16 protein-coding genes are annotated in these 18,298 nt (G+C 68.5%); 9 read left to right on the forward strand and 7 right to left on the reverse strand.

Features of this window, described 5'->3' with window-relative positions; genetic code table 11:
• Positions 1-23: 23 nt before the first annotated feature.
• The 4 genes from C0012_RS05420 to C0012_RS05435 are packed head-to-tail and all read right to left on the reverse strand — an operon-like array spanning position 24 to position 5,755.
• Entirely contained in the window at positions 24-2,588 is a 2,565-nt protein-coding gene (locus C0012_RS05420; protein ID WP_110590142.1) for a glycoside hydrolase family 78 protein, read from the reverse strand.
• Positions 2,589-2,611: 23 nt separating this feature from the next.
• Positions 2,612-3,520 (reverse strand): carbohydrate ABC transporter permease, encoded by a 909-nt coding sequence (locus C0012_RS05425; RefSeq protein WP_110590065.1) that lies wholly within the window; start codon positions 3,518-3,520, stop codon positions 2,612-2,614.
• The gene (locus tag C0012_RS05430) at positions 3,517-4,410 is read right to left on the reverse strand and encodes a carbohydrate ABC transporter permease (RefSeq protein ID WP_110590066.1); all 894 of its coding nucleotides are present in this window, start codon (positions 4,408-4,410) and stop codon (positions 3,517-3,519) included. Before C0012_RS05430 ends, C0012_RS05425 begins: the two co-directional genes overlap by 4 nt.
• A gap of 58 nt (positions 4,411-4,468) precedes the next feature.
• Positions 4,469-5,755 carry an ABC transporter substrate-binding protein gene (locus C0012_RS05435; RefSeq protein WP_110590067.1) on the reverse strand — a complete coding sequence of 429 codons (1,287 nt, stop codon included), beginning with the start codon at positions 5,753-5,755 and terminating at the stop codon, positions 4,469-4,471.
• 116 nt (positions 5,756-5,871) lie between these two features.
• On the opposite strand from C0012_RS05435, the gene C0012_RS05440 reads away from it, so the two are divergent.
• Positions 5,872-6,900 carry a LacI family DNA-binding transcriptional regulator gene (locus C0012_RS05440; protein ID WP_110590143.1) on the forward strand — a complete coding sequence of 343 codons (1,029 nt, stop codon included), beginning with the start codon at positions 5,872-5,874 and terminating at the stop codon, positions 6,898-6,900.
• Positions 6,901-6,977: 77 nt separating this feature from the next.
• Here the strand turns inward: C0012_RS05440 and rocD are convergent, their stop codons facing one another.
• Positions 6,978-8,153, reverse strand: a complete 1,176-nt coding sequence (rocD, locus tag C0012_RS05445; RefSeq protein WP_408631127.1) for an ornithine--oxo-acid transaminase — start codon at positions 8,151-8,153, stop codon at positions 6,978-6,980.
• Complete coding sequence (ddaH, locus tag C0012_RS05450) at positions 8,150-9,019, reverse strand: dimethylargininase (RefSeq protein ID WP_110590069.1); 870 nt, start codon at positions 9,017-9,019, stop codon at positions 8,150-8,152. Before ddaH ends, rocD begins: the two co-directional genes overlap by 4 nt.
• A 188-nt stretch (positions 9,020-9,207) precedes the next feature.
• Here ddaH and C0012_RS05455 point away from each other — a divergent pair, with 188 nt between their 5' ends.
• From C0012_RS05455 to C0012_RS05465, 3 genes are all read left to right on the forward strand, one after another.
• Positions 9,208-9,714 carry a GNAT family N-acetyltransferase gene (locus tag C0012_RS05455; RefSeq protein WP_110590070.1) on the forward strand — a complete coding sequence of 169 codons (507 nt, stop codon included), beginning with the start codon at positions 9,208-9,210 and terminating at the stop codon, positions 9,712-9,714.
• A gap of 14 nt (positions 9,715-9,728) precedes the next feature.
• Complete coding sequence (gene cofE / locus C0012_RS05460) at positions 9,729-10,496, forward strand: coenzyme F420-0:L-glutamate ligase (RefSeq protein ID WP_110590071.1); 768 nt, start codon at positions 9,729-9,731, stop codon at positions 10,494-10,496.
• 118 nt (positions 10,497-10,614) lie between these two features.
• The gene (locus C0012_RS05465) at positions 10,615-12,516 is read left to right on the forward strand and encodes a bifunctional metallophosphatase/5'-nucleotidase (protein ID WP_162621932.1); all 1,902 of its coding nucleotides are present in this window, start codon (positions 10,615-10,617) and stop codon (positions 12,514-12,516) included.
• A gap of 87 nt (positions 12,517-12,603) precedes the next feature.
• On the opposite strand, the gene C0012_RS05470 is transcribed toward C0012_RS05465, so the two are convergent.
• On the reverse strand, positions 12,604-13,299 hold the full coding sequence (locus C0012_RS05470) for a TetR/AcrR family transcriptional regulator (RefSeq protein ID WP_110590073.1): 696 nt from the start codon (positions 13,297-13,299) through the stop codon (positions 12,604-12,606).
• A gap of 87 nt (positions 13,300-13,386) precedes the next feature.
• Here C0012_RS05470 and C0012_RS05475 point away from each other — a divergent pair, with 87 nt between their 5' ends.
• From C0012_RS05475 to C0012_RS05495, 5 genes are all read left to right on the forward strand, one after another.
• Entirely contained in the window at positions 13,387-13,878 is a 492-nt protein-coding gene (locus tag C0012_RS05475) for a nitroreductase family deazaflavin-dependent oxidoreductase (protein WP_110590074.1), read from the forward strand.
• Positions 13,875-14,846, forward strand: coding sequence for an NAD(P)-dependent alcohol dehydrogenase (locus C0012_RS05480; protein ID WP_110590075.1), 972 nt, complete (start codon positions 13,875-13,877; stop codon positions 14,844-14,846). The genes C0012_RS05475 and C0012_RS05480 overlap by 4 nt, the downstream gene beginning before the upstream one ends.
• Positions 14,847-14,904: 58 nt before the next feature.
• Positions 14,905-15,066 carry a hypothetical protein gene (locus C0012_RS15390; RefSeq protein ID WP_162621933.1) on the forward strand — a complete coding sequence of 54 codons (162 nt, stop codon included), beginning with the start codon at positions 14,905-14,907 and terminating at the stop codon, positions 15,064-15,066.
• A 68-nt stretch (positions 15,067-15,134) separates the two neighbouring features.
• Positions 15,135-17,111, forward strand: coding sequence for a choice-of-anchor I family protein (locus tag C0012_RS05485; RefSeq protein ID WP_198411061.1), 1,977 nt, complete (start codon positions 15,135-15,137; stop codon positions 17,109-17,111).
• 244 nt (positions 17,112-17,355) lie between these two features.
• On the forward strand, positions 17,356-18,270 hold the full coding sequence (locus tag C0012_RS05495) for a cytochrome b/b6 domain-containing protein (protein ID WP_198411062.1): 915 nt from the start codon (positions 17,356-17,358) through the stop codon (positions 18,268-18,270).
• Positions 18,271-18,298: the final 28 nt, after the last annotated feature.

Genomic DNA, 18,298 nt, shown 5'->3' on the forward strand with positions numbered 1-18,298 from the left:
CCGCCGACCGCGCTCGCTCCTATTCAGACGCGGACTGTGCGCTCGAAGAGCGATCCCGGTTCGACGGAGATCGCGGTCTCCTCACCGGGGAGATGCACTTCGGCGTCGACGCCGGTCGGAATGACGAGCCGGTAGCGCACGCCGCCCTCGACGCGCGCCCACGATCCCTCGATCGGTCCATAGGGCGAATCGAACGACACTTCGGCGTGCTCCAGGGCACCACCTGGCTGGGGCGCCCACAAGACCCGGCGGTACCCCGGCGCAGCCGGCGAGAGCCCCCCGATCACGCGATGCATCCAGTCGGCGACGGATCCGAGCGCGTAGTGGTTGAAGGACGTCATGTCGCCCGGATTGATCGTGCCGTCCGGGAGCATCGAATCCCACCGTTCCCAGATGGTCGTGCCCCCCATACGCACCGTATAGAGCCACGACGGACATTCCGTTTCGAGCAGGAGGTCATAGGCCGCGTCCACGTGACCGGTCGCCGTGAGCGCATCCGTGATCACCGGTGTGCCCGCGAAGCCTGTCGCGATGCGGTTCCCCGCCTCGCGGACGAGCTCGGCGAGGCGGTCGCCCGCCGCCCGGCGCTCGTCGGCCGACAGCAGATCGAAACGGATCGCGAGTGCGTAGGCCGTCTGTGCATCGCTTGTCAGTCGGCCGTCCGCCGCGACATACTCGGCACGGAATGCGTCGCGAGCCTCGGCTGCGATACGCGCGTAACGATCACCCTCCGCCGCGCGCCCCACGAGATGCGCGAGCTGCGACATGCGCCGTGTCGTATACGCGAAGTGCGCCTGGGCGACCAGGTAGCGATCCGTTCGCGCCGCCGCAGGATCCTCGGGAGGAGCCGCCGGATCCAGCCAATCGCCGAGCTGCTGGCCGCTGCGCCAGAGCCGCGACGGCCCGGCCTGGCGGACCATCCGCTCGACCCAGGCACGAGCGCTCTCATACTGCTGCGCCAGGATCCCCGTGTCACCGAAGCGCTCATGCAGCGTGAGCGGCGTGAGCACCGCGACGTCTCCCCACACGGCGCCCGTCTCGATCGGCTCCCAGCTCGGCCCCCCGGGAACGACCGGAACGAACCACGGCACGGTGCCGTCGTCGAGCTGCTCAATCGCCACATCCTGCAGCCAGCTGTCGAGAAAGCCGGCGCAGTCGAACAGGAAGGACGCCGTCGGCGCGAAGACCTGGATGTCACCCGTCCACCCGAGTCGCTCGTCGCGCTGCGGGCAGTCGGTCGGGATGCTCACGAAGTTACCGCGCATGCCCCACACGACGTTCTCGTGCAGCCGGTTCAGATCGTCGTCGGACGAACGGAACCGCCCCGTGCGCCGCATATCGGTGTGGAGCACGTGCGCCACGACATCGCCCGGCCCGATCTCGTCGAGGCCGTGCACCGTCGCATAGCGGAATCCGTGGAAGGTGAACCGCGGCTCCCACTCGCGAGGACCAGAGCCGTCGAGCGTGAGCACGTCGTGGGCATCGGCGAGACGCAGAGGGCGCGTGCCCAGCGCGCCGCGCTCGAGGACCTCGGCGTGCCGCAGCTCGATGCGATGCCCTGCGGGCCCGTCGGCCCGCAGGCGCAGGCGCCCCACGAGGTTCTGGCCGAAGTCGAGCAGGTATCCTCCATCGTCCGTCTGCTCGACCGAGACGGGCGCGATCTCCTCCGTGACGCGCACCGGGGGCAGCGTCGGCGCGACGAGCGTGCGCGGGTCTCGGGATCCGACCGCGACGGGCGTCCAGCCGTCGCGCGCCGCACCGGGCGATGACCAGCTCCCGCGCTCCTCGCGAGCGTCGTGCTTCTCGCCGTCGTACAGGCCCGCGAGCAGGATGGGGCTGGGCGTCGCCTCCCACGTCTCGTCGGTCGCGATCGACACGACCGATCCGTCGGTGAGCTCGACCTCGAGCTGGGCGAGGAACGCCTGTTCGGTTCCGTAGAGGTCGCGGTATCCGCCGTTGAACCCCAGGCGCCCCCGATACCAGCCATCAGCGAGCCACGCGCCCACGACGTTCTCGCCGACGCAGAGCTCCTCGGCGACATCGAACGTCCAATACACGAGACGTTCGTCGTAGCCCGTCCAGCCCGGCATCAGCTCGTGATCGCCGATTCGGCGGCCGTTGAGCTCGATCTCGGCCAGGCCGTGCGCCGTCGCGTAGAGACGGGCTCGGACGGCACCACTGGGGAGGGTGAACGCACGACGCACGAGCGCGGGGCGACGCTCCGTGCCGACTTCCTCGTGCCACGACGCTCCGACGGGCCTCGCCGACCAGTCTCCGGGTTCGAGAAGGCCCGCCTCGACGGAAGCGAGTTCTCCCCACGACGACCACTCACCGTCGCCGCCGCGGACGCGGATCCGCACCTCAGCGCGCTCCCGCGAGACGAGCGGGGCGAACGGCCACGCGACGAGAACCTGCTCGGCCCCTGTCCCATTCGCCGTCTCGACGCTCCCGCCGCGCGCAGCCTCGGCTTGCCACTCCACCTGGCGCCATCCCGGCGTCGCGTCGATCCGCCACGACAGGCGAGGGGCGCTCTCACCGATTCCGATCGCGTCATCGTGGTGCTCGAAGCGCGGCGCAGAAACGTGCATGAATGATCCCTTCCGTTCGCCCGTCATCCCTTGACGGCTCCCGCCGTCAGGCCCTTCTGAATGCTCTGGTTGAGCACGAGGTAGACGATGAGGAGGGCGAAGACGTTGATGCTGACGGCGGCGAACAGGGGTCCGTACTGCGTCGTGCCGAAGTTGCCGTTGAAGTTGAGCAGCGCGACCTGCAGGGTGCGAAGATTGCCGGAGTTCGCGAAGGTGAGCGCGATCAGCAGGTCGTTCCAGAAGAAGAAGAACTGCACGAGCCCCACGGTGAACAGGCCGTTTTTCATCATCGGCAAGGCGATGGAGAAGAACTGCCGGTAGATCGTCGCTCCGTCGAGTGTCGCCGCTTCGAAGACCTCGCGCGGGATCGCGCGGAAGTAGGTCGCCATGAGGAACACGGTCAGAGGCATTCCTGTCGCGGTATACGTCAGGAAAAGGGGCCAGAGCGAACCCGTGAGCCCGATCTGGAAGTAGGCGCTGAACAGCGGCAGCAGGATCATCTGCGCGGGCACCATGATCCCCGCGAGGAAGATCATGAGGACGCCACCGCGCCCCTTCCACACGAGCACGTCGAGCGCAAAGGCTGCAGCGGTGCCGAACAGCAGCATGCACGCCAGCGCGGGAAGCACCGTCACGGCACTATTGAACAGAGCCGTCCCCAGATCGGCCGTCTGCCAGGCCGCGACGTAGTTCTCGAAGTTCCACTGCTGCGGGAGCGCCCAGGTCGGTTCCTCGAGGAACTCGCGCTGAGTCTTGAAGGATCCGAGAAGCAGCCAGACGAGCGGATAGCCGACGACGACGAGCAGCGCGGTGACCGCGATCCACAGCGGAAGGCGGCGCAGTCGCACGCGCGGCGAGCGCCGCGGAACGCGGATCCGGTCTCGGCGATCTCCGCCCGTACTCAGGACGCGGGTGGACTGGGTGAGGCTCATCGGGCGTTCTCCTTCGTGAGATCGCGGCGCGACGCGCGGAAGATGAAGAGAGTGACGATCAGGCTGATGATCGTCAACAGCATCGCCAGCGTGGATCCGTATCCGTACTCGCCGTAGGTGAAGGCATGATCGAACACAGAGATCGTGAGGGGGCTCGTCGTCGTCCCCGGCCCTCCCGAGGTGAGCGCCATGATGCTGTCGAACACCTTCAGGGTGCCGTTGACGGAGAAGATGATCGACGAGATCAGCACGGGCAGCGACAGGGGAAGCACGATGTGCCGGACCAGGCGCCACCCGCTCGCACCGTCGATCCGGGCCGACTCGAGCACGTCCTCGGGGATGTCGACGAGGCCGGCGTACAGAAGCACTCCGTAGAAGCCCATCGACCGCCAGATGTCCATGATCGCGACCACGACGAACGCGCTGCCGCCGTCTCCGAACCAGTCAACGGGAACGCCGCCGAAACCCGACAGCACGGAGTTCACGACTCCCTCGGTGGGAGCGATCGAGAACAGCTGCTGGAAGAGCAGGGCCACCGCGACGGTCGGCATAACGATCGGGAAGAACACGAGCGTTCGGACGACACCCGAGGCTCGCTTGAGCCCGAACACGTACAGCAGCGACAGGAGATACCCGACGATGACCTGTCCGACCGTCACGACCACGGCGTACTTCAGAGTGAACACGAGCGCCTGGTGCGCCTCGCGGTCGGTGAGCAGCCGCGCGAAGTTGTCCAGGCCCACGAACGTGAAGCCGCTGATCGCGTTTCCCTCGAAAGCGGTGTAGCCGAGCGAGACCACGACGGGCAGCAGCATCACCACCGAATAGACGATGAGCGCGGGCGCGAGCAGCGTGAACGCCGCGCGCTTGTCTCCGAGAACGTTGTTCATCAGGGGAATCTCCTCCAGCAGGCGCGGGCGACGACGCATACCGCCGCCCGCGCGCGGATCACAGGTCGGCCTGGACCATCTCCATGAACTCCTGGGCCGTGATGCTGCCCGTAAGCAGCGGAGCCGCGTTACGCTGGCTCGTCGTCGTCGCCTCGGCCGAGAACAGGGCCTCGAACCACAGCACCGTCGTCGCGGTGTTCGCCACCCGGTCCTGCACCATCGAGGTCAGCTCCGGAACATCAGAGACCTCTTCGTTGACGGCGAAGCCGGACACGCGGTTCTCCTGCTCGAGAGCTGTCGCTCCGTAGTTCTCGACGATGCACTCGATCCAGGGGGTCGTGTCGTCGTTCACGAGGTTCGCGTTCATCGTGAGCGGCAGCCCGACGTTCGCCGCGAGCTGCGAGCGGTCGCCCGCGCCGCCCGTGACGCCGGGGAACGGCATGAACGCGACGTTCTCGGAGCCGATCTGGTTCATCTCGGGGTCGTTCAGGCCGCTGAGGAACCAGCTGCCCATGTAGAACATCGCGGCGGATCCGTTGAGGAACTGGTTCTCGCTCGTGGCCATGTCGATCGAGCCGACACCCTGGCCGAACCATCCCTCTGCACCGAGGTCCGCGATCGCCTGAGCGGCCGCGACGTACTCGGGGTCGGTGAGCTCCGCCTCGCCGTCGGCGACCTTCTGCATCGCGTCGGGCCCGAGGTCGCGGAAGATGTAGCTCGAGATGAGTCGTGTGATGGGCCATCCCTGCTCGCCGCTGGCGGAGAACGGCTGGATCCCCGCCGAGCTGAGCGTCTCGGCAGCAGCCACGAGGTCGTCGAACGTCTGCGGCTCGTCGATGCCGTTCTCGGCGAAGATCTGCGTGTTGTACCAGATGCCCTCGACGTTGTACTCGAACGGCAGCGCGCGGAAGCCGCCGTAGAGGTTCTCGATCGTCGAGACAGCGGCCGGTTCGATCTGGTCGGCGAGGCCGAGGTCGCCGAGCACCTGCTCGAAGTCGGCGACATTGCCCGCGTCGGCGAGCTCGGCCGTCAGCGACGGCGCGTTGCCCGCCGAGAACAGGACGGGAAGAGCATCCTGCCCCGCCAGCAGCTGCAGCTGCTGGTCGAGGTTCGTCTGCGGCGTCGTCTCGACCTCGACGGGCATGGCGTCGCCCTCGGACTGGCAAGCGCCGCTCGACAGCGTGTCGAGAACCGCCGGAACCTCAGTGTTCTCGACGTTGACGAGAACCGAGAACGCGTCGGCGCTCGAGGATCCGCCGCCGCCGCAGGCGACAAGCGACAGAGCGGCCGCGCCCGCGGCGACAGTCGTCGCGCCGCGGGTCAGTGTCTTCCGGGTGAGCCTCATGAATCCTCCTCGATTCGCCGTCAGCGACGGCCATGTCCATTTGAAGCGCTTCAAACGATAAACTTGAAGCGCTTCAAATGCAAGCACGTGCGGATTCGGGACAGAATGTGGGGAACATGTCAACGACAGTCACCGCCGGACGAGGTCGCCCGGCTATGAAGGACGTCGCCGCGCGAGCTCGCGTCTCGCTCGGAACGGTCTCGAACGTGCTCAACAACCCGGCGCTCGTGAGCGAGGCCACCCGCGAACGGGTCGAGCAGGCGATCGCCGAGCTCGGCTTCGTCCGCAACGATGCCGCGCGGCGCCTCGCCGCGGGCCACTCCAATACGGTCGGCTTCGTGGTCGTCGACCTCGGAAACTCCTTCTTCCTCGATATCACCCGCGGGATCGAGGCCGGACTCGACGAGCAGTCGCGACGGCTTGTGCTCGCCAACAGCGACGTCGACTTCGAAAAGCAGTCGGCCCACCTCTCGCTGTTCGAGGAGTCGCAGCTGAGCGGGATGATCCTCGCCCCCCTCGACGCCCCGCTCGATGCCGCCGCCGCCGTGCGCGCGCGTGGAACGCCGCTCGTTCTCGTCAACTGGCCGGGCGACGACGCGTCGTGCGGCGTCGTCAATGACGACGAGCACGGCGGATACATCGCAGCGCGCCACCTCATCGAGCGCGGGCGCACGCGTCTTCTGTTCTCCGGCGGCCCCTTCTCGCTGAGGGCCGTCACCGACCGACTCCGCGGCACCCAGCGCGCGGTCGCCGAATCACCCGGAGTCGGCCTCGAGATCATCGAAACAGAGCGGATCACGGTACGCGGCGGCACGGCCCTCGGCGACGAGCTCGCGGCGCGGAGCCCGCGCGAGCGTCCCGACGGACTCGTCGCAGCGGCCGACGCGCTCGCCGCCGGAGCGATTCATTCGCTGCAGCTCGCCGGGATCGACGTTCCGGGAGACATCGCGGTCATCGGCCACGACAACAACCACTTCGCACATGACACGGCGGTGCCCATCACGTCGGTCGCGCAGCCGGGTCACGACATGGGCCTCACGGCGGCCGCGCTGCTGCTCGAGGAGATCCTCACCCCCGACGAGCACACCCACCGCACCGTCACCATGCAGCCGTCGCTCGTCGTACGCGCGAGCTCCGGAGGCTAAAGAGCCCGCGAGAGAGCACCGTTCACATGCTCTCTCGCGGAATCGATGCCCTCTCGCGGGCCCGGGGGTGGAGCCCGCTACTTCCCCAGCACGACCTCGAGCTGCTCGATGGCCCAGTCGATCTCCGTGGCGCGGATCGTCAGGGGCGGAGCGAGGCGAATCGTCTGCCCGTGGGTGTCCTTGACGAGCACACCGCGCGCACGAAGGCGCTCGGTGATGTCGCGGCCCGTCCCGAGCGCGGGGTCGATGTCGACTCCCGCCCAGAGGCCGACGGTGCGCACCGCGGTCACTCCGCGACCGACGAGCGCATCCAGCCGCGCGGACAGGTTCTCACCCAGCTGTCGCGCGCGCTCCTGCCATTCGCCCGTCTGCAGCATGTCGACGACGGCATGTCCGACCGCGGCGGCGAGCGGATTGCCCCCGAAGGTGGATCCGTGCTGCCCCGGCTCAATGACGCCGAGGACGTCCTCGTTCGCGACGACGGCCGAAACCGGCACGATGCCGCCGCCGAGCGCCTTGCCGAGCAGGAACATGTCGGGCTCGACGCCCTCGATGTCACACGCGAAGGTCGTTCCCGTGCGTCCGAGGCCCGACTGGATCTCGTCGGCGATGAACAGCACGTTCCGCTCGCGAGTGAGCTCGCGCACGCGGCGCAGATACCCCTCGGGCGGGATCACGACGCCCGCCTCGCCCTGGATCGGCTCGATCAGGACAGCCGCTGTGTCCTCGTCGATCGCCGAGGCGAGCGCGTCAGCGTCGCCAAAGGGAACCGATACGAAGCCCGGCGCGAACGGGCCGAAGTCGGCGCGCGCGTCCTCATCGTCGCTGAAGCCCACGATCGTCGTCGTGCGCCCGTGGAAGTTGCCCTCGGCGACGACGATCTTCGCGCGATCCGCGGGGATCCCCTTGACGCGGTACCCCCACGCGCGAGCGACCTTGATACCGGTCTCGACAGCCTCGGCCCCCGTGTTCATCGGCAGCACGAGGTCCTTGCCGCACAGCTCCGCCAGCGCGGCGGCGAACGGCTCGAGCTGATCGCTGCGGAAAGCGCGGCTCGTGAGCGTCGCGCGCTGCAGCTGATCCGTCGCAGCCTTCACGAGCTTCGGATTGCGGTGCCCGAAGTTGAGCGCCGAGTAGCCGGCGAGCATGTCGAGATAGCGGCGCCCGTCGACATCGGTCGCCCAGGCGCCCGTGGCCTCGGCGATCGTCACTTCGAGCGGGGCGTAGTTGCGTGCGACGTGCGGCTCGTTCATCGCGCGCCTCCCCGCAGCTCGAGCGTGCAGCATTTGATGCCGCCGCCGCCGAGCAGCAGTTCGGAAAGGTCGACCGTGACGGGCGTGTAGCCGCGCTCTGCGAGCTGCTTCTCGAAGCCCTTCGCACGCGGCGAGATGAAGACATTCCTTCCGTCGCTCGCCGAGTTGAGGCCGAACACGGCGCCGTCGGAGTCCGAGACGCGGATCGCGTCCGGGAAGCGCTCCTCGAGGATCCGCCTGCTCTCGTCGTCGAACGCGCCGGGCAGATAGGCGATCGTCGGCGTCGCACCGGGTGCGACGACGGGATCCAGCACGCTGAGCGCGGTGTCGAGGTGGTAGAAGCGCGGATCCACGAGGGTCAGCGAGACGACCTCGCGGTCGAAGATCGCAGCGAGCTCGCGGTGGCTGTCGTCGGACGAACGGAACCCGCGCCCCGCGAGGATCACATCGCCCGCGAGGAGGAAGTCGCCCTCACCCTCGTTCATCGATTCGGGCTCGACGACCTCGAAGCCGTTGTCGCGGAACCACTGCGTGAACCACCTCTCCTCGCCCTGGCGCTCGGAGTAGCGGAACTTCGGCGGATAGGCGACGCCGTCGATCACGAATCCGCCGTTGGCGGTGTAGACCATATCGGGCAGTCCGGGTTGCGGATCGATCAGCTCGATCTCGTGGCCGAGCGAGATGTACGTGTCGTACAGCGTCTGCCACTGACGCACCGCGAGCGACGTGTCTGTGGGAGTGGCCGGTTCCATCCACGGGTTGATCGAATACGACACGGTGAAGTGCTCGGGCCGGCACATGAGGTAGCGGCGCAGCTGCTGCGTGCGCTCGGGAATCTCGGCGGGGGCCGGTGCGGTCTGGGACATGTGACGCTCCTCGTCGTGAAACGGGTGGCGGACGCCGTCCTCGTGGCCCGCCGGAGCAACTGAACGCCTACGCACGGGCACGCCGAGGCAATTCTGCCACGCGGATCCGGCGCCGCCCTGGATCCGGGCCGCGCTCCGATGACTTTCTCGATTTCGCGTCTTCGCCGGGCGCGGCCTATGCTCGCGCCATGAGCACCGAAACGCAGCTCGAGGTTCTGATCCGCCCCATCCGCGACGCCGACGCCGAGGCTATGGGGCGCGTGCACGCGAAGGTCTGGCACGAGACCTACGACGGCATGCTCTCCAAGGCCGCTCTCGAGGCGGTCTCGCCCAAGCGTCTGGCCGATCTGTGGAGCAACTACGCGGGCCGCGGTGAGGAGCATCGCCACGCCGCCGCACTCGTCGACGGCGAGATCGTGGGCTTCGCGGCCTCCGGCCCCGCCCGCGACGACGAGGCCCCGGCCCCGCGCGAGCTCTATTTCGTCTTCCTCCTCGACACCTGGCACCGCAAGGGCATTGGCCGGAAGCTGTTCGACGCGGTCGTCGACGAAGGCGAGCCCCTCTACGGATGGATCGCCGAGAACTACCCGGGCGGGGAGCAGTTCTACACGAAGCGCGGATTCACGTTCGACGGTGAGTCACGCACCGAGCCCTTCCTCGGCGAAACGCTCACCGAAGTCCGCTTCTCGCGCTGAGCCAGCGACCGGCCATGCTGCAGAGCTGGGCGCTCGGCGGGATCGGCGAGATCACGTCGGGCGCCGATCTCTCCGCCGTGATCGGCGACGCGATCGCGGACTCTTCCGAGGGGATCCAGAAGGGCGACATCGTCGTCGTCACGAGCAAGATCCTCTCGAAAGCTGAGGGTCGCTTCGTCGTCGCCGACGACCGGGAAGACGCGATCACCGCCGAGACGGTGCGCGTCGTCGCGAGCCGCATGAACCCCGAGACCGGGGGCACGACGCGCATCGTCGAGAATCGACTCGGCATCGTTTCGGCCGCCGCGGGCGTTGACGCCTCGAACACTCCCGAGGGCACCGTTCTGCTTCTCCCCGAGGATCCGGATGGGTCGGCGCGCGCTCTCGCGGCCGCACTGCGCGAGCGATTCGGCATCGAGATCGGCGTTCTCGTGAGCGACACACTCGGCCGCGCCTGGCGGGCGGGCCAGATCGACCAGGCGATCGGCGCGGGCGGCGTGCAGGTCTTCGAGGATCTCCGTGGATCCACCGACACGCAGGGACGTCCGCTCGCCGTGACGCAGCCGTGCGTCGCCGACGAGCTGTGCTCCGCGGCCGAGCTCGTGAAGGGCAAGGCGACGGGTCGCCCCGTCGCGATCGTGCGCGGACGCGCCGACCTCGTGGGCGATCTCGACCTGCCAGGCGCGCGCACGATCCCCCGCACGGGTCCGAGCGACATGTTCCGCAAGGGCTACGACGAGGCATTCGCCGACGGCTACGCCGCCGGTCGCGCAGACGTCTGAGCGTTCACGCGCCGTTCACGTGGGTGTCTCGCGCGCCGCGTCGAGATCCGATAGACATGTGCTCGTGCCGTGCCCATCCCTGGCGCGGTGTTCTGCTCGACAGCGAAGGACAATCTCTGTGCGTTCCACTTTGAAGCGCGGCATCGGCGCCGGCACGGCTCTCGCCGCGATCGGCTCGCTGCTGCTCGTCCCGCAGGCGGCGACCGCCGCCGCGGCCGACGAGACGACCGATATCCAGATCCTCGGCATCAATGACTTCCACGGCCGCCTCGAGGCGGACTCCTACGGCGGCCTCGCGGGCGCGGCCGGTCTCGTCGGCGCCGTGCGTCAGTTCGAGGCCGAGAACCCGAACACGCTGTTCGTCTCGGCGGGCGACAACATCGGCGCCTCGACGTTCACGTCGTTCATCCAGCAGGACGAGCCGACGATGGAGGCCCTCGCGCTCGGCGGCCTCGACGTCAGCGCCGTCGGAAACCACGAGTTCGACAAGGGCTTCTCTGACCTCACCGATCGGGTGATCCCCTTCTACGAGCAGTTCGGCGCGGAGGCGGGCTACGGCGCCGACCTCGCGCTCGGCGCGAACGTCTACCACGCGGGTACGACCGATCCGGCACTCCAGGAGTACGCGATCCGCGAGGTCGACGGCGTGACGATCGGCTTCATCGGCACGATCACGGCCGACACCGAGACTCTCGTCTCGCCGGCCGGCATCGAGATGCTCGACTTCGGCGACCAGGTCGAGGCCGTCAACCGCGTCGCCGCGGAGATCGACGACCAGGTCGACGTCACCATCCTGCTCTCGCACTCGGGCGCCGAGATGAGCGGCGACGACCAGGCGACGTGCGACCAGATCGCGAACGAGCAGACCGACTTCGGGGCGCTCGTCCGCGACGCCGACCCGGCCGTCGACGCCATCTTCTCCGGCCACACCCACCAGGGCTACCCGTGCCAGATCAACGGCCGCACCGTCCTGCAGGGCAACGACTACGGATCCACGCTCGCGAAGCTCGACATCCAGGTCGACACCGCGACGAACGAGCTGATCTCGACCTCCGGATCCCTCGTCCCGCTCGCCGACGAGGAGGGGGCGCCCGCCTACCCGATCGCCGACGACATCCAGCAGATCGTCGATGACGCCGTTGACTTCGCCGCGACGGAGGGCAACGAGCCCGTCGGCGAGATCAGCGCCGACATCCTGCGCGGCGGAGAGACGCCGGGCGACGACCGCGGCGTCGAGTCGACGATGGGCAATCTCGTCGCCGACATCTACCTGTGGTCAACGACCGAGTACGCGAACTACGGCGGCGAGCCCGCCGACATCGCGGTCATGAACCCCGGTGGCCTGCGCGACGACCTGCTCTTCGCGTCGAGCGACGTCAATGAGGGCGACGGCGTCGTGACTTACGCCGAGGCCGCGGCCGTGCAGCCGTTCGCCAACACGCTCACGACGAGCGAGCTGACGGGCGCCGACATCAAGCAGATGCTCGAAGAGCAGTGGCAGCCCGGCAACGACCGCCCGAAGCTGCACCTCGGCATCTCCGAGGGCTTCGCGTACGAGTACGTTGACGACGCACCCGAGGGCGAGCACGTCATGTCGATGACGCTGAACGGCGAGGCTCTCGCGCTCGACCAGACCTACACCGTCACGACGAACTCGTTCGTCGCGGCTGGTGGCGACGGCTTCACGGCGTTCAACAACGCGCCGTACCGCGACACGGGCCTCATCGACCTCGAGGCGACCGTCGACTTCTTCGCGACGCAGGGAATCGTGGATCCGGCCCCGCTCGGCCGCGCTGCCGTCTACGAGGAGCCGACCCCGGAGCCCACGGAGGAGCCCACCGCCGAACCGACCGAGGAGCCTGCTCCGGAGCCGACGACCGACCCGACGGTCGCGCCGGCACCGTCCGAGGATGAAGAGCTCGCCGCCACGGGCGGCGAGCTGACCTGGGGCCTCGCGCTCGCCGGGGCACTCCTGATCGCCATGGGCATCGTGCTGCGCTCGCGCTTCCAGAAGGCGTAGAGCACGACGGAAAGTGGCCCTGCTCTCCTCTCGGGAGGGCAGGGCCACTTTTTCGTCCCGTCACGCTGGACGGAAACGCCGACGTGATCACGCAGCGAGACGCTCCAGCCCGTCGAGCATGAGGTCGAGGCCGAACTCGAACTCGGACTGGTCATCGCACCAGCCGAGCTTCGACTCTTCGTGATCATCGTGGGCCACGTTCGCAACCATCTCGACGATATGAGGCGCCTGCTCAGCCATCTGTTCGAGCATCTCCTCCGATGCGTCCTCATCGGCGGACCCGGTGGGATCGAACAGCTCCTGCGAGAACCCGAGCATGCGACTGCCCAGCGCGTGCATGGCGTGGTGCACGAGGTCATGCGAGAGTCCGCCCGCGAGCATCAGACCGACGGACGCGTCGTAGTAGCGGACGACGGCGGGACTGATGATCGTTCGCCCCTCGATCACGCCCGGCGCCCACGGATGGCGCAGCATCACGTCGCGCGCGGTGAGGATCCGTCGCCGCAACGCGCTCTTCCAACTCTCCGCGTGGCCCGGGGCTCGCTCGGCGACGGACGCACCGATCTCCGTCACGACCGCATCGACCACCCCGTCGAGGAGGTCCTCCTTGTTCGCCACATGGTGATACAGCGACATCGCCTCGACGCCGAGTTCGGCGGCGAGCGCACGCATCGTCAGAGCTTGGATCCCGCCACGGTCGGCGAGGGAGACGGCTGCTGCAAGCACCTTCTCTCGGGAGAGGGCTCCGCGCACACGCGGCGCGGCTTCGTCGGGAGAGGGCATCTTCTCGCTGAGCTCCGAATCATCCGTTGACGGGGACGTGGCGCGATGTTACCTTACGCCGTAAGACTTACAACGTAAGGAAGTGCCATGCGTCAGGGAATCCTCACCGGAGCGGGCATCGTCATCGCCATCCTCGCGATTCCGCTCATCGCGCTCGTCATCTCGCTCCGCACGAAATGGAGGCCCGGCGTGACGTTCGTTCGGCACCTCGGTCGCGACCGTTTCAACGTCGTGGCGATGCGCACGGCCGGGACACCCGGCGCCTCGGCTCAAGTGATCCGCACGATCGGGCGACGGAGCGGCCGCGAGTACCGCACGCCGATCGGGCTACGGAGAACGCCGACGGGGTGGCTCGTGACGCTGCCGTACGGCACGTCGCCCGACTGGTTGAAGAATCTCCTCGCCGCGGGGTCGGCCGAGATCGAAGTCGAGGGGGAGATCCGCACGGTGACGGCTCCGCGTGTCGTCTCCCGCGCCGAGGTCGCGCACCTGCTCACCAGCGGAGACCGCATGGTCGCACGCGTCTTCGGCGCAGACGAGTTCCTCCTCCTCGATGACGCCGGCCAGGCAGACACGTGAGGGCAGCCACGCGGGACGCGTACGGCGGTCCCGAACTGTTGCGGATCGACGAAGCTCCTGATCCCTCGCCGAAGGCGAACGAGGTCGTCGTGCGGGTGCGCGCCACCTCCCTCAACATGGCCGACCTCGACATCCTCTTCGGCCGCCCCTGGGCCGCGCGCTCGTACTACGGCCTCACCCGCCCGAGATCGGCAGGAGTCGGCATCGACCTCGCAGGCGAGGTGGAATCGGTCGGCTCCGGCGTCACGGAGTTTGCAGCGCACGATCGCGTCTGGGCCGACGTCTTCAGCCACGGCCACGCAGCTCTCGCCGAGCGAGTCGCCGTGCCCGCGGAAGCGCTGCGCCGGCTCCCCGATGGCGTCTCGTTCACCGACGCCGCGACCGCCCCGCACTGCGGGCTGATGGCGCTCCAGCTTCTCCGTTCGACAGGACCGACCCAGTCGGGCGAACGGGTCCTCGTCAACGGTGGAGGCGGCGGCGTGGGTCCGTTCGTCATCCAGCTGGCCAAAGCCGCGGGCGCCCACGTGACCGGCGTCGACACGGGTCCTCGCACGGAGCTGATGCTCGAGGTCGGGGCAGATGACGCGGTCGACTTCGCGTCCTCCGACGTGACCCGGAGCGGTCGCCGATTCGACGTCGTTCTCGACATCGCGGATACGCGCAGCCTGATCTCACTCCGGCGACTCCTCGCGCCGCGGGGCCGCTACTCCCTGCTCGCACGCCGCCTCAGCTCCTTCGCAGAGAAGACGCTGATCGGCCCGCTCGTCGGGGCAGCAACCGGCACCCGAATGGGGACGTTCGCCTGGCAATCCAATCACCGCGACCAGCTCGACGAGCTCGGCGAGCTTCTCGCGTCCGGCACCATACGCCCCGTCCTCGACAGCATCCGCCCTCTCGAAGCGGCACCCGAGATGCTCGCTCGCCTCGCGGCGGGCACCACCCTCGGCAAGGTCGTGATCGAGCCCTGACACCCGGAGCCCACCGCAGATCCGCACGTCGAGCCGAGCGGACGATAGTGTCGCCCCCATGAGCACACTCCTCGCCCTCGCGCTCTACGTCACGATCGCAGCCGTGTTCTTCTACATTCTGTGGGGCGTGATCCGCAGCGCCGTCCTCTCGGCCCTGCGCACGCACTCGGCTGAGCAGGGCGCGCCCCTCACGACGCGCTCCGGGCGCGACAGCCGCTGAACGCGCCATCCCCGCGCGTTCACGTCGCGTTCACGGCGCGACTACCCGTGCCCGCTAGACCGGAGGGCATGTCCAGACTCCCTCGACTCCTGCTCGCCGCGGGCGCCGCGTGCGCCCTAACGCTGTCTCCCGCCGCCGCGCTCGCCGCTCAGCCCGGCGACATCACTCCGATCTACGACGCCACAGACGACGCGCCATTCGACCTCACCGTCGCCGGAACGTTCGAGACTGGCGTCTACGACGAGGGGGCGAGCGAGATCGTGCAGGCGCACGGCGACCGCCTCTTCTCGGTCAACGCGGCCGCCGGATCTGTGTCGGTCATCGACATGTCGGATCCCGCTGCGATGACGGAGCTGTTCCGGATCGCAGGCGACGGCGTCGCGAACTCCGTCGCGATCCGCGACGACGGTCTCGGCGTCGTCGCGCTCGAGAACGCCGAAGACAAGACGGCCCCGGGATCCCTGCTGTTCTTCGACGCCGACGCCGACGAGCCGGTGCTGCTCGGCGAGGTCAAGGTGGGGTCCCTGCCCGACATGGTGACCGTGTCGCCCGACGGCGCGTACGCGGTCGTCGCGAACGAGGGCGAGCCAGCCGACGACTTCTCGAGCGACCCCGAGGGATCCATCGGCGTCGTCTCCCTGCCGGAATCCCTCGCGGCCCCGACGCAGGACGATGTGCGGATCGCGGACTTCCACGCGTTCGAGGGCGTCGAGCTCGACGACAGCGTCCGCGACGCCTTCGGTCCGATCCTCAACGACGAGCTGCCGCGCTCGACGAACTGGGAGCCCGAGTACGTCACGGTCTCGGGTGGGACCGCCTACGCGGCGCTGCAGGAGGCGAACGCGATGGCCGTGATCGACCTCGCGTCGGCCACCGTCACCGACGTGTGGGGGCTTGGATTCGTCGACCGGGGCGAGGTGCCGCTGGATCCCTCCGACCGCGACCCCGAGGACGCGCCCACGATCAACATCGACACCTACGAGGGCCTGTACGGCATGCCGATGCCGGACGGGATCTCGTCGTACGAGGTCGGCGGCGAGACCTACCTCGTCACGGCCAACGAGGGCGACGCCCGCGAGTTCGGCGACTACGTGGAGCCGGCGCGCGTGAAGAGCCTGTCGGAGGACGGCGCGGGCCCGCTCTGCGACGAGTTCGCCGGATACGACGACGACGCCGCCCTCGGCCGCCTCGAGGTGTCGACCGAGATGGGCTTCGACGACGAGCGCGGCTGCTACAGCGAGCTCTACGCCTACGGCGCCCGGTCGTTCTCGATCTACACGACGAGCGGCGAGCTCGTCTTCGACTCGGGATCGGAGTTCGAGGATCTGACCGCCCGCCTCAGCGAGACGACAGATCTCGTCTTCAACTCGGGCCACGACAACAATGAGGCCGAGAACCGCAGCGACGCCAAGGGCGTTGAGCCGGAGAACCTCACGATCGGCGAGGTCGACGGCCGTGCCTATGCGTTCATCGGCTTCGAGCGCCTGTCGGGCGTCGTCGTGTACGACATCACAGAACCGGCCGCGCCCGCGTACGTCGAATACATCAACAATCGTGAGTTCGAGACGAACCTCGGCGACGAGTACGAGGAGCTCGAGGAGGCCGGGGCGAGCGCCGAGGAGCTCGCGGCGCTGGTGAACTCGGTCGGCGATCTCGGCCCCGAGGGCCTCGACTTCATCGCCGCCGACGCGTCGCCCACGGGCGTCCCGATGGTCGTCGTCGGCAACGAGGTCACGGGAAGCACCACGCTCTACGCGCTGGACGGCGCGCCTGTCGCCGCGCCGCAGCCGACGCCCACGCCGACGCCCACCGCGACGCCCGAGCCGACGACGGAGCCGACGACCGATCCGACCACCGATCCCACCGAGACTCCGACGGAGCGCCCGAGCGAGGCCCCCTCGGCGTCGCCCGAGCCCGCGCCGGCTCCCGACGATGCGGGTGACGACGAGCTCGCCGCAACCGGCGGCGAGGTCACCTGGGGCATCGCACTCTTCGGCGCCGCGCTGATCGCCGCGGGCCTCCTCGCCCGCTCCCGCCGCGCGTAGGGCTCTGCCGCCGGTGGCCGCACCCCCCTGCCATTCAGGGGGTTGCGGCCACCGTGTCGTCTTCAGAGAAGCACGAAAGGATCCTTGCCCTGCTCGACGAGGTCAGCGGCGTCCGGATCCTCGCTCGGGAACGGGATGTGAGCTCCTCGAATGAGGTGGGTCGACGTCGGTGGCACGCGGAATCCCCGTCACAACCGGTCACAGACTTCGGCGTGTGTTCGGTCGATTCGGTAAGAATGTGCGGGTGAGTGAAACGCGAGTCCGTCCGACCTGGATCTCTGGCGTCGTCGGACTCTTCGGAGTCGCGGCGCTCGTCCTCGTCGCCTGGTGCCTCGTGTTCGCCACGCGCGCGCTGCTCGCGACGGATCCGCTCGTGGCGTTCGTCGAACGATTCCCGGGCGGCGCGCCGATCCTCGACTCCACCCCCGAGGGGATCCCGGCGTTCGTCTCGTGGACCCACTTCCTCAATGCGTTCTTCCTCGTGCTCATCATCCGCACGGGCATTCGCACGCGCACGGAGAAGCGGGCGGGCGGCCTGTGGTCGTCGCGGCGCGTGAAGAAGCGGCGCATGTCGCTCGCCCTCTGGGGCCACATCGCCGTCGACGTGCTGTGGCTCGTCAACGGCATCGTCTATGTCGTCCTGCTCATCGCCAGCGGACACTGGGCGCGCATCGTGCCGACGAGCTGGGAGGTCATCCCGAACGCCGTCTCGGTGCTGCTCCAGTACATCTCGCTCGACTGGCCGACCGAGAACAGCTGGGTGAGCTACAACGCCCTGCAGCAGCTGAGCTACGTCGCGATCGTCTTCGTCGCGTCGCCCGTCGCGGCCGTCACGGGCTTCCGGCTCAGCACCTTCTACCCGAAGGGCGAGGCGTGGCAGCGCGCCCTCCCCGACACGGTCGCGAAGGCACTGCACTATCCGACGATGCTGTTCTTCGTCGCGTTCGTCATCGTGCACGTGGGCCTCGTCCTCGCGACGGGCGCCCTGCGCAATCTCGGCCACATGTACGCGGGCACGGATCAGGTGAGCTGGACCGGATTCTGGATCTTCGCCGCCACCGTCGTGATCATGGTCGCGGGCTGGCGCGCCGCCGTCCGCGACGACTGGATCGCGCGCCCCGCGAAGTGGTTCGGCGACGTGCGCCTCATGAAGCGCTGAAGCGCCGCGTGTGCTCGATCGCATCTGA

Origin of the sequence: Microbacterium suaedae (genome assembly GCF_003254645.1) — a bacterium.
GTDB lineage: Bacteria > Actinomycetota > Actinomycetes > Actinomycetales > Microbacteriaceae > Microbacterium > Microbacterium suaedae.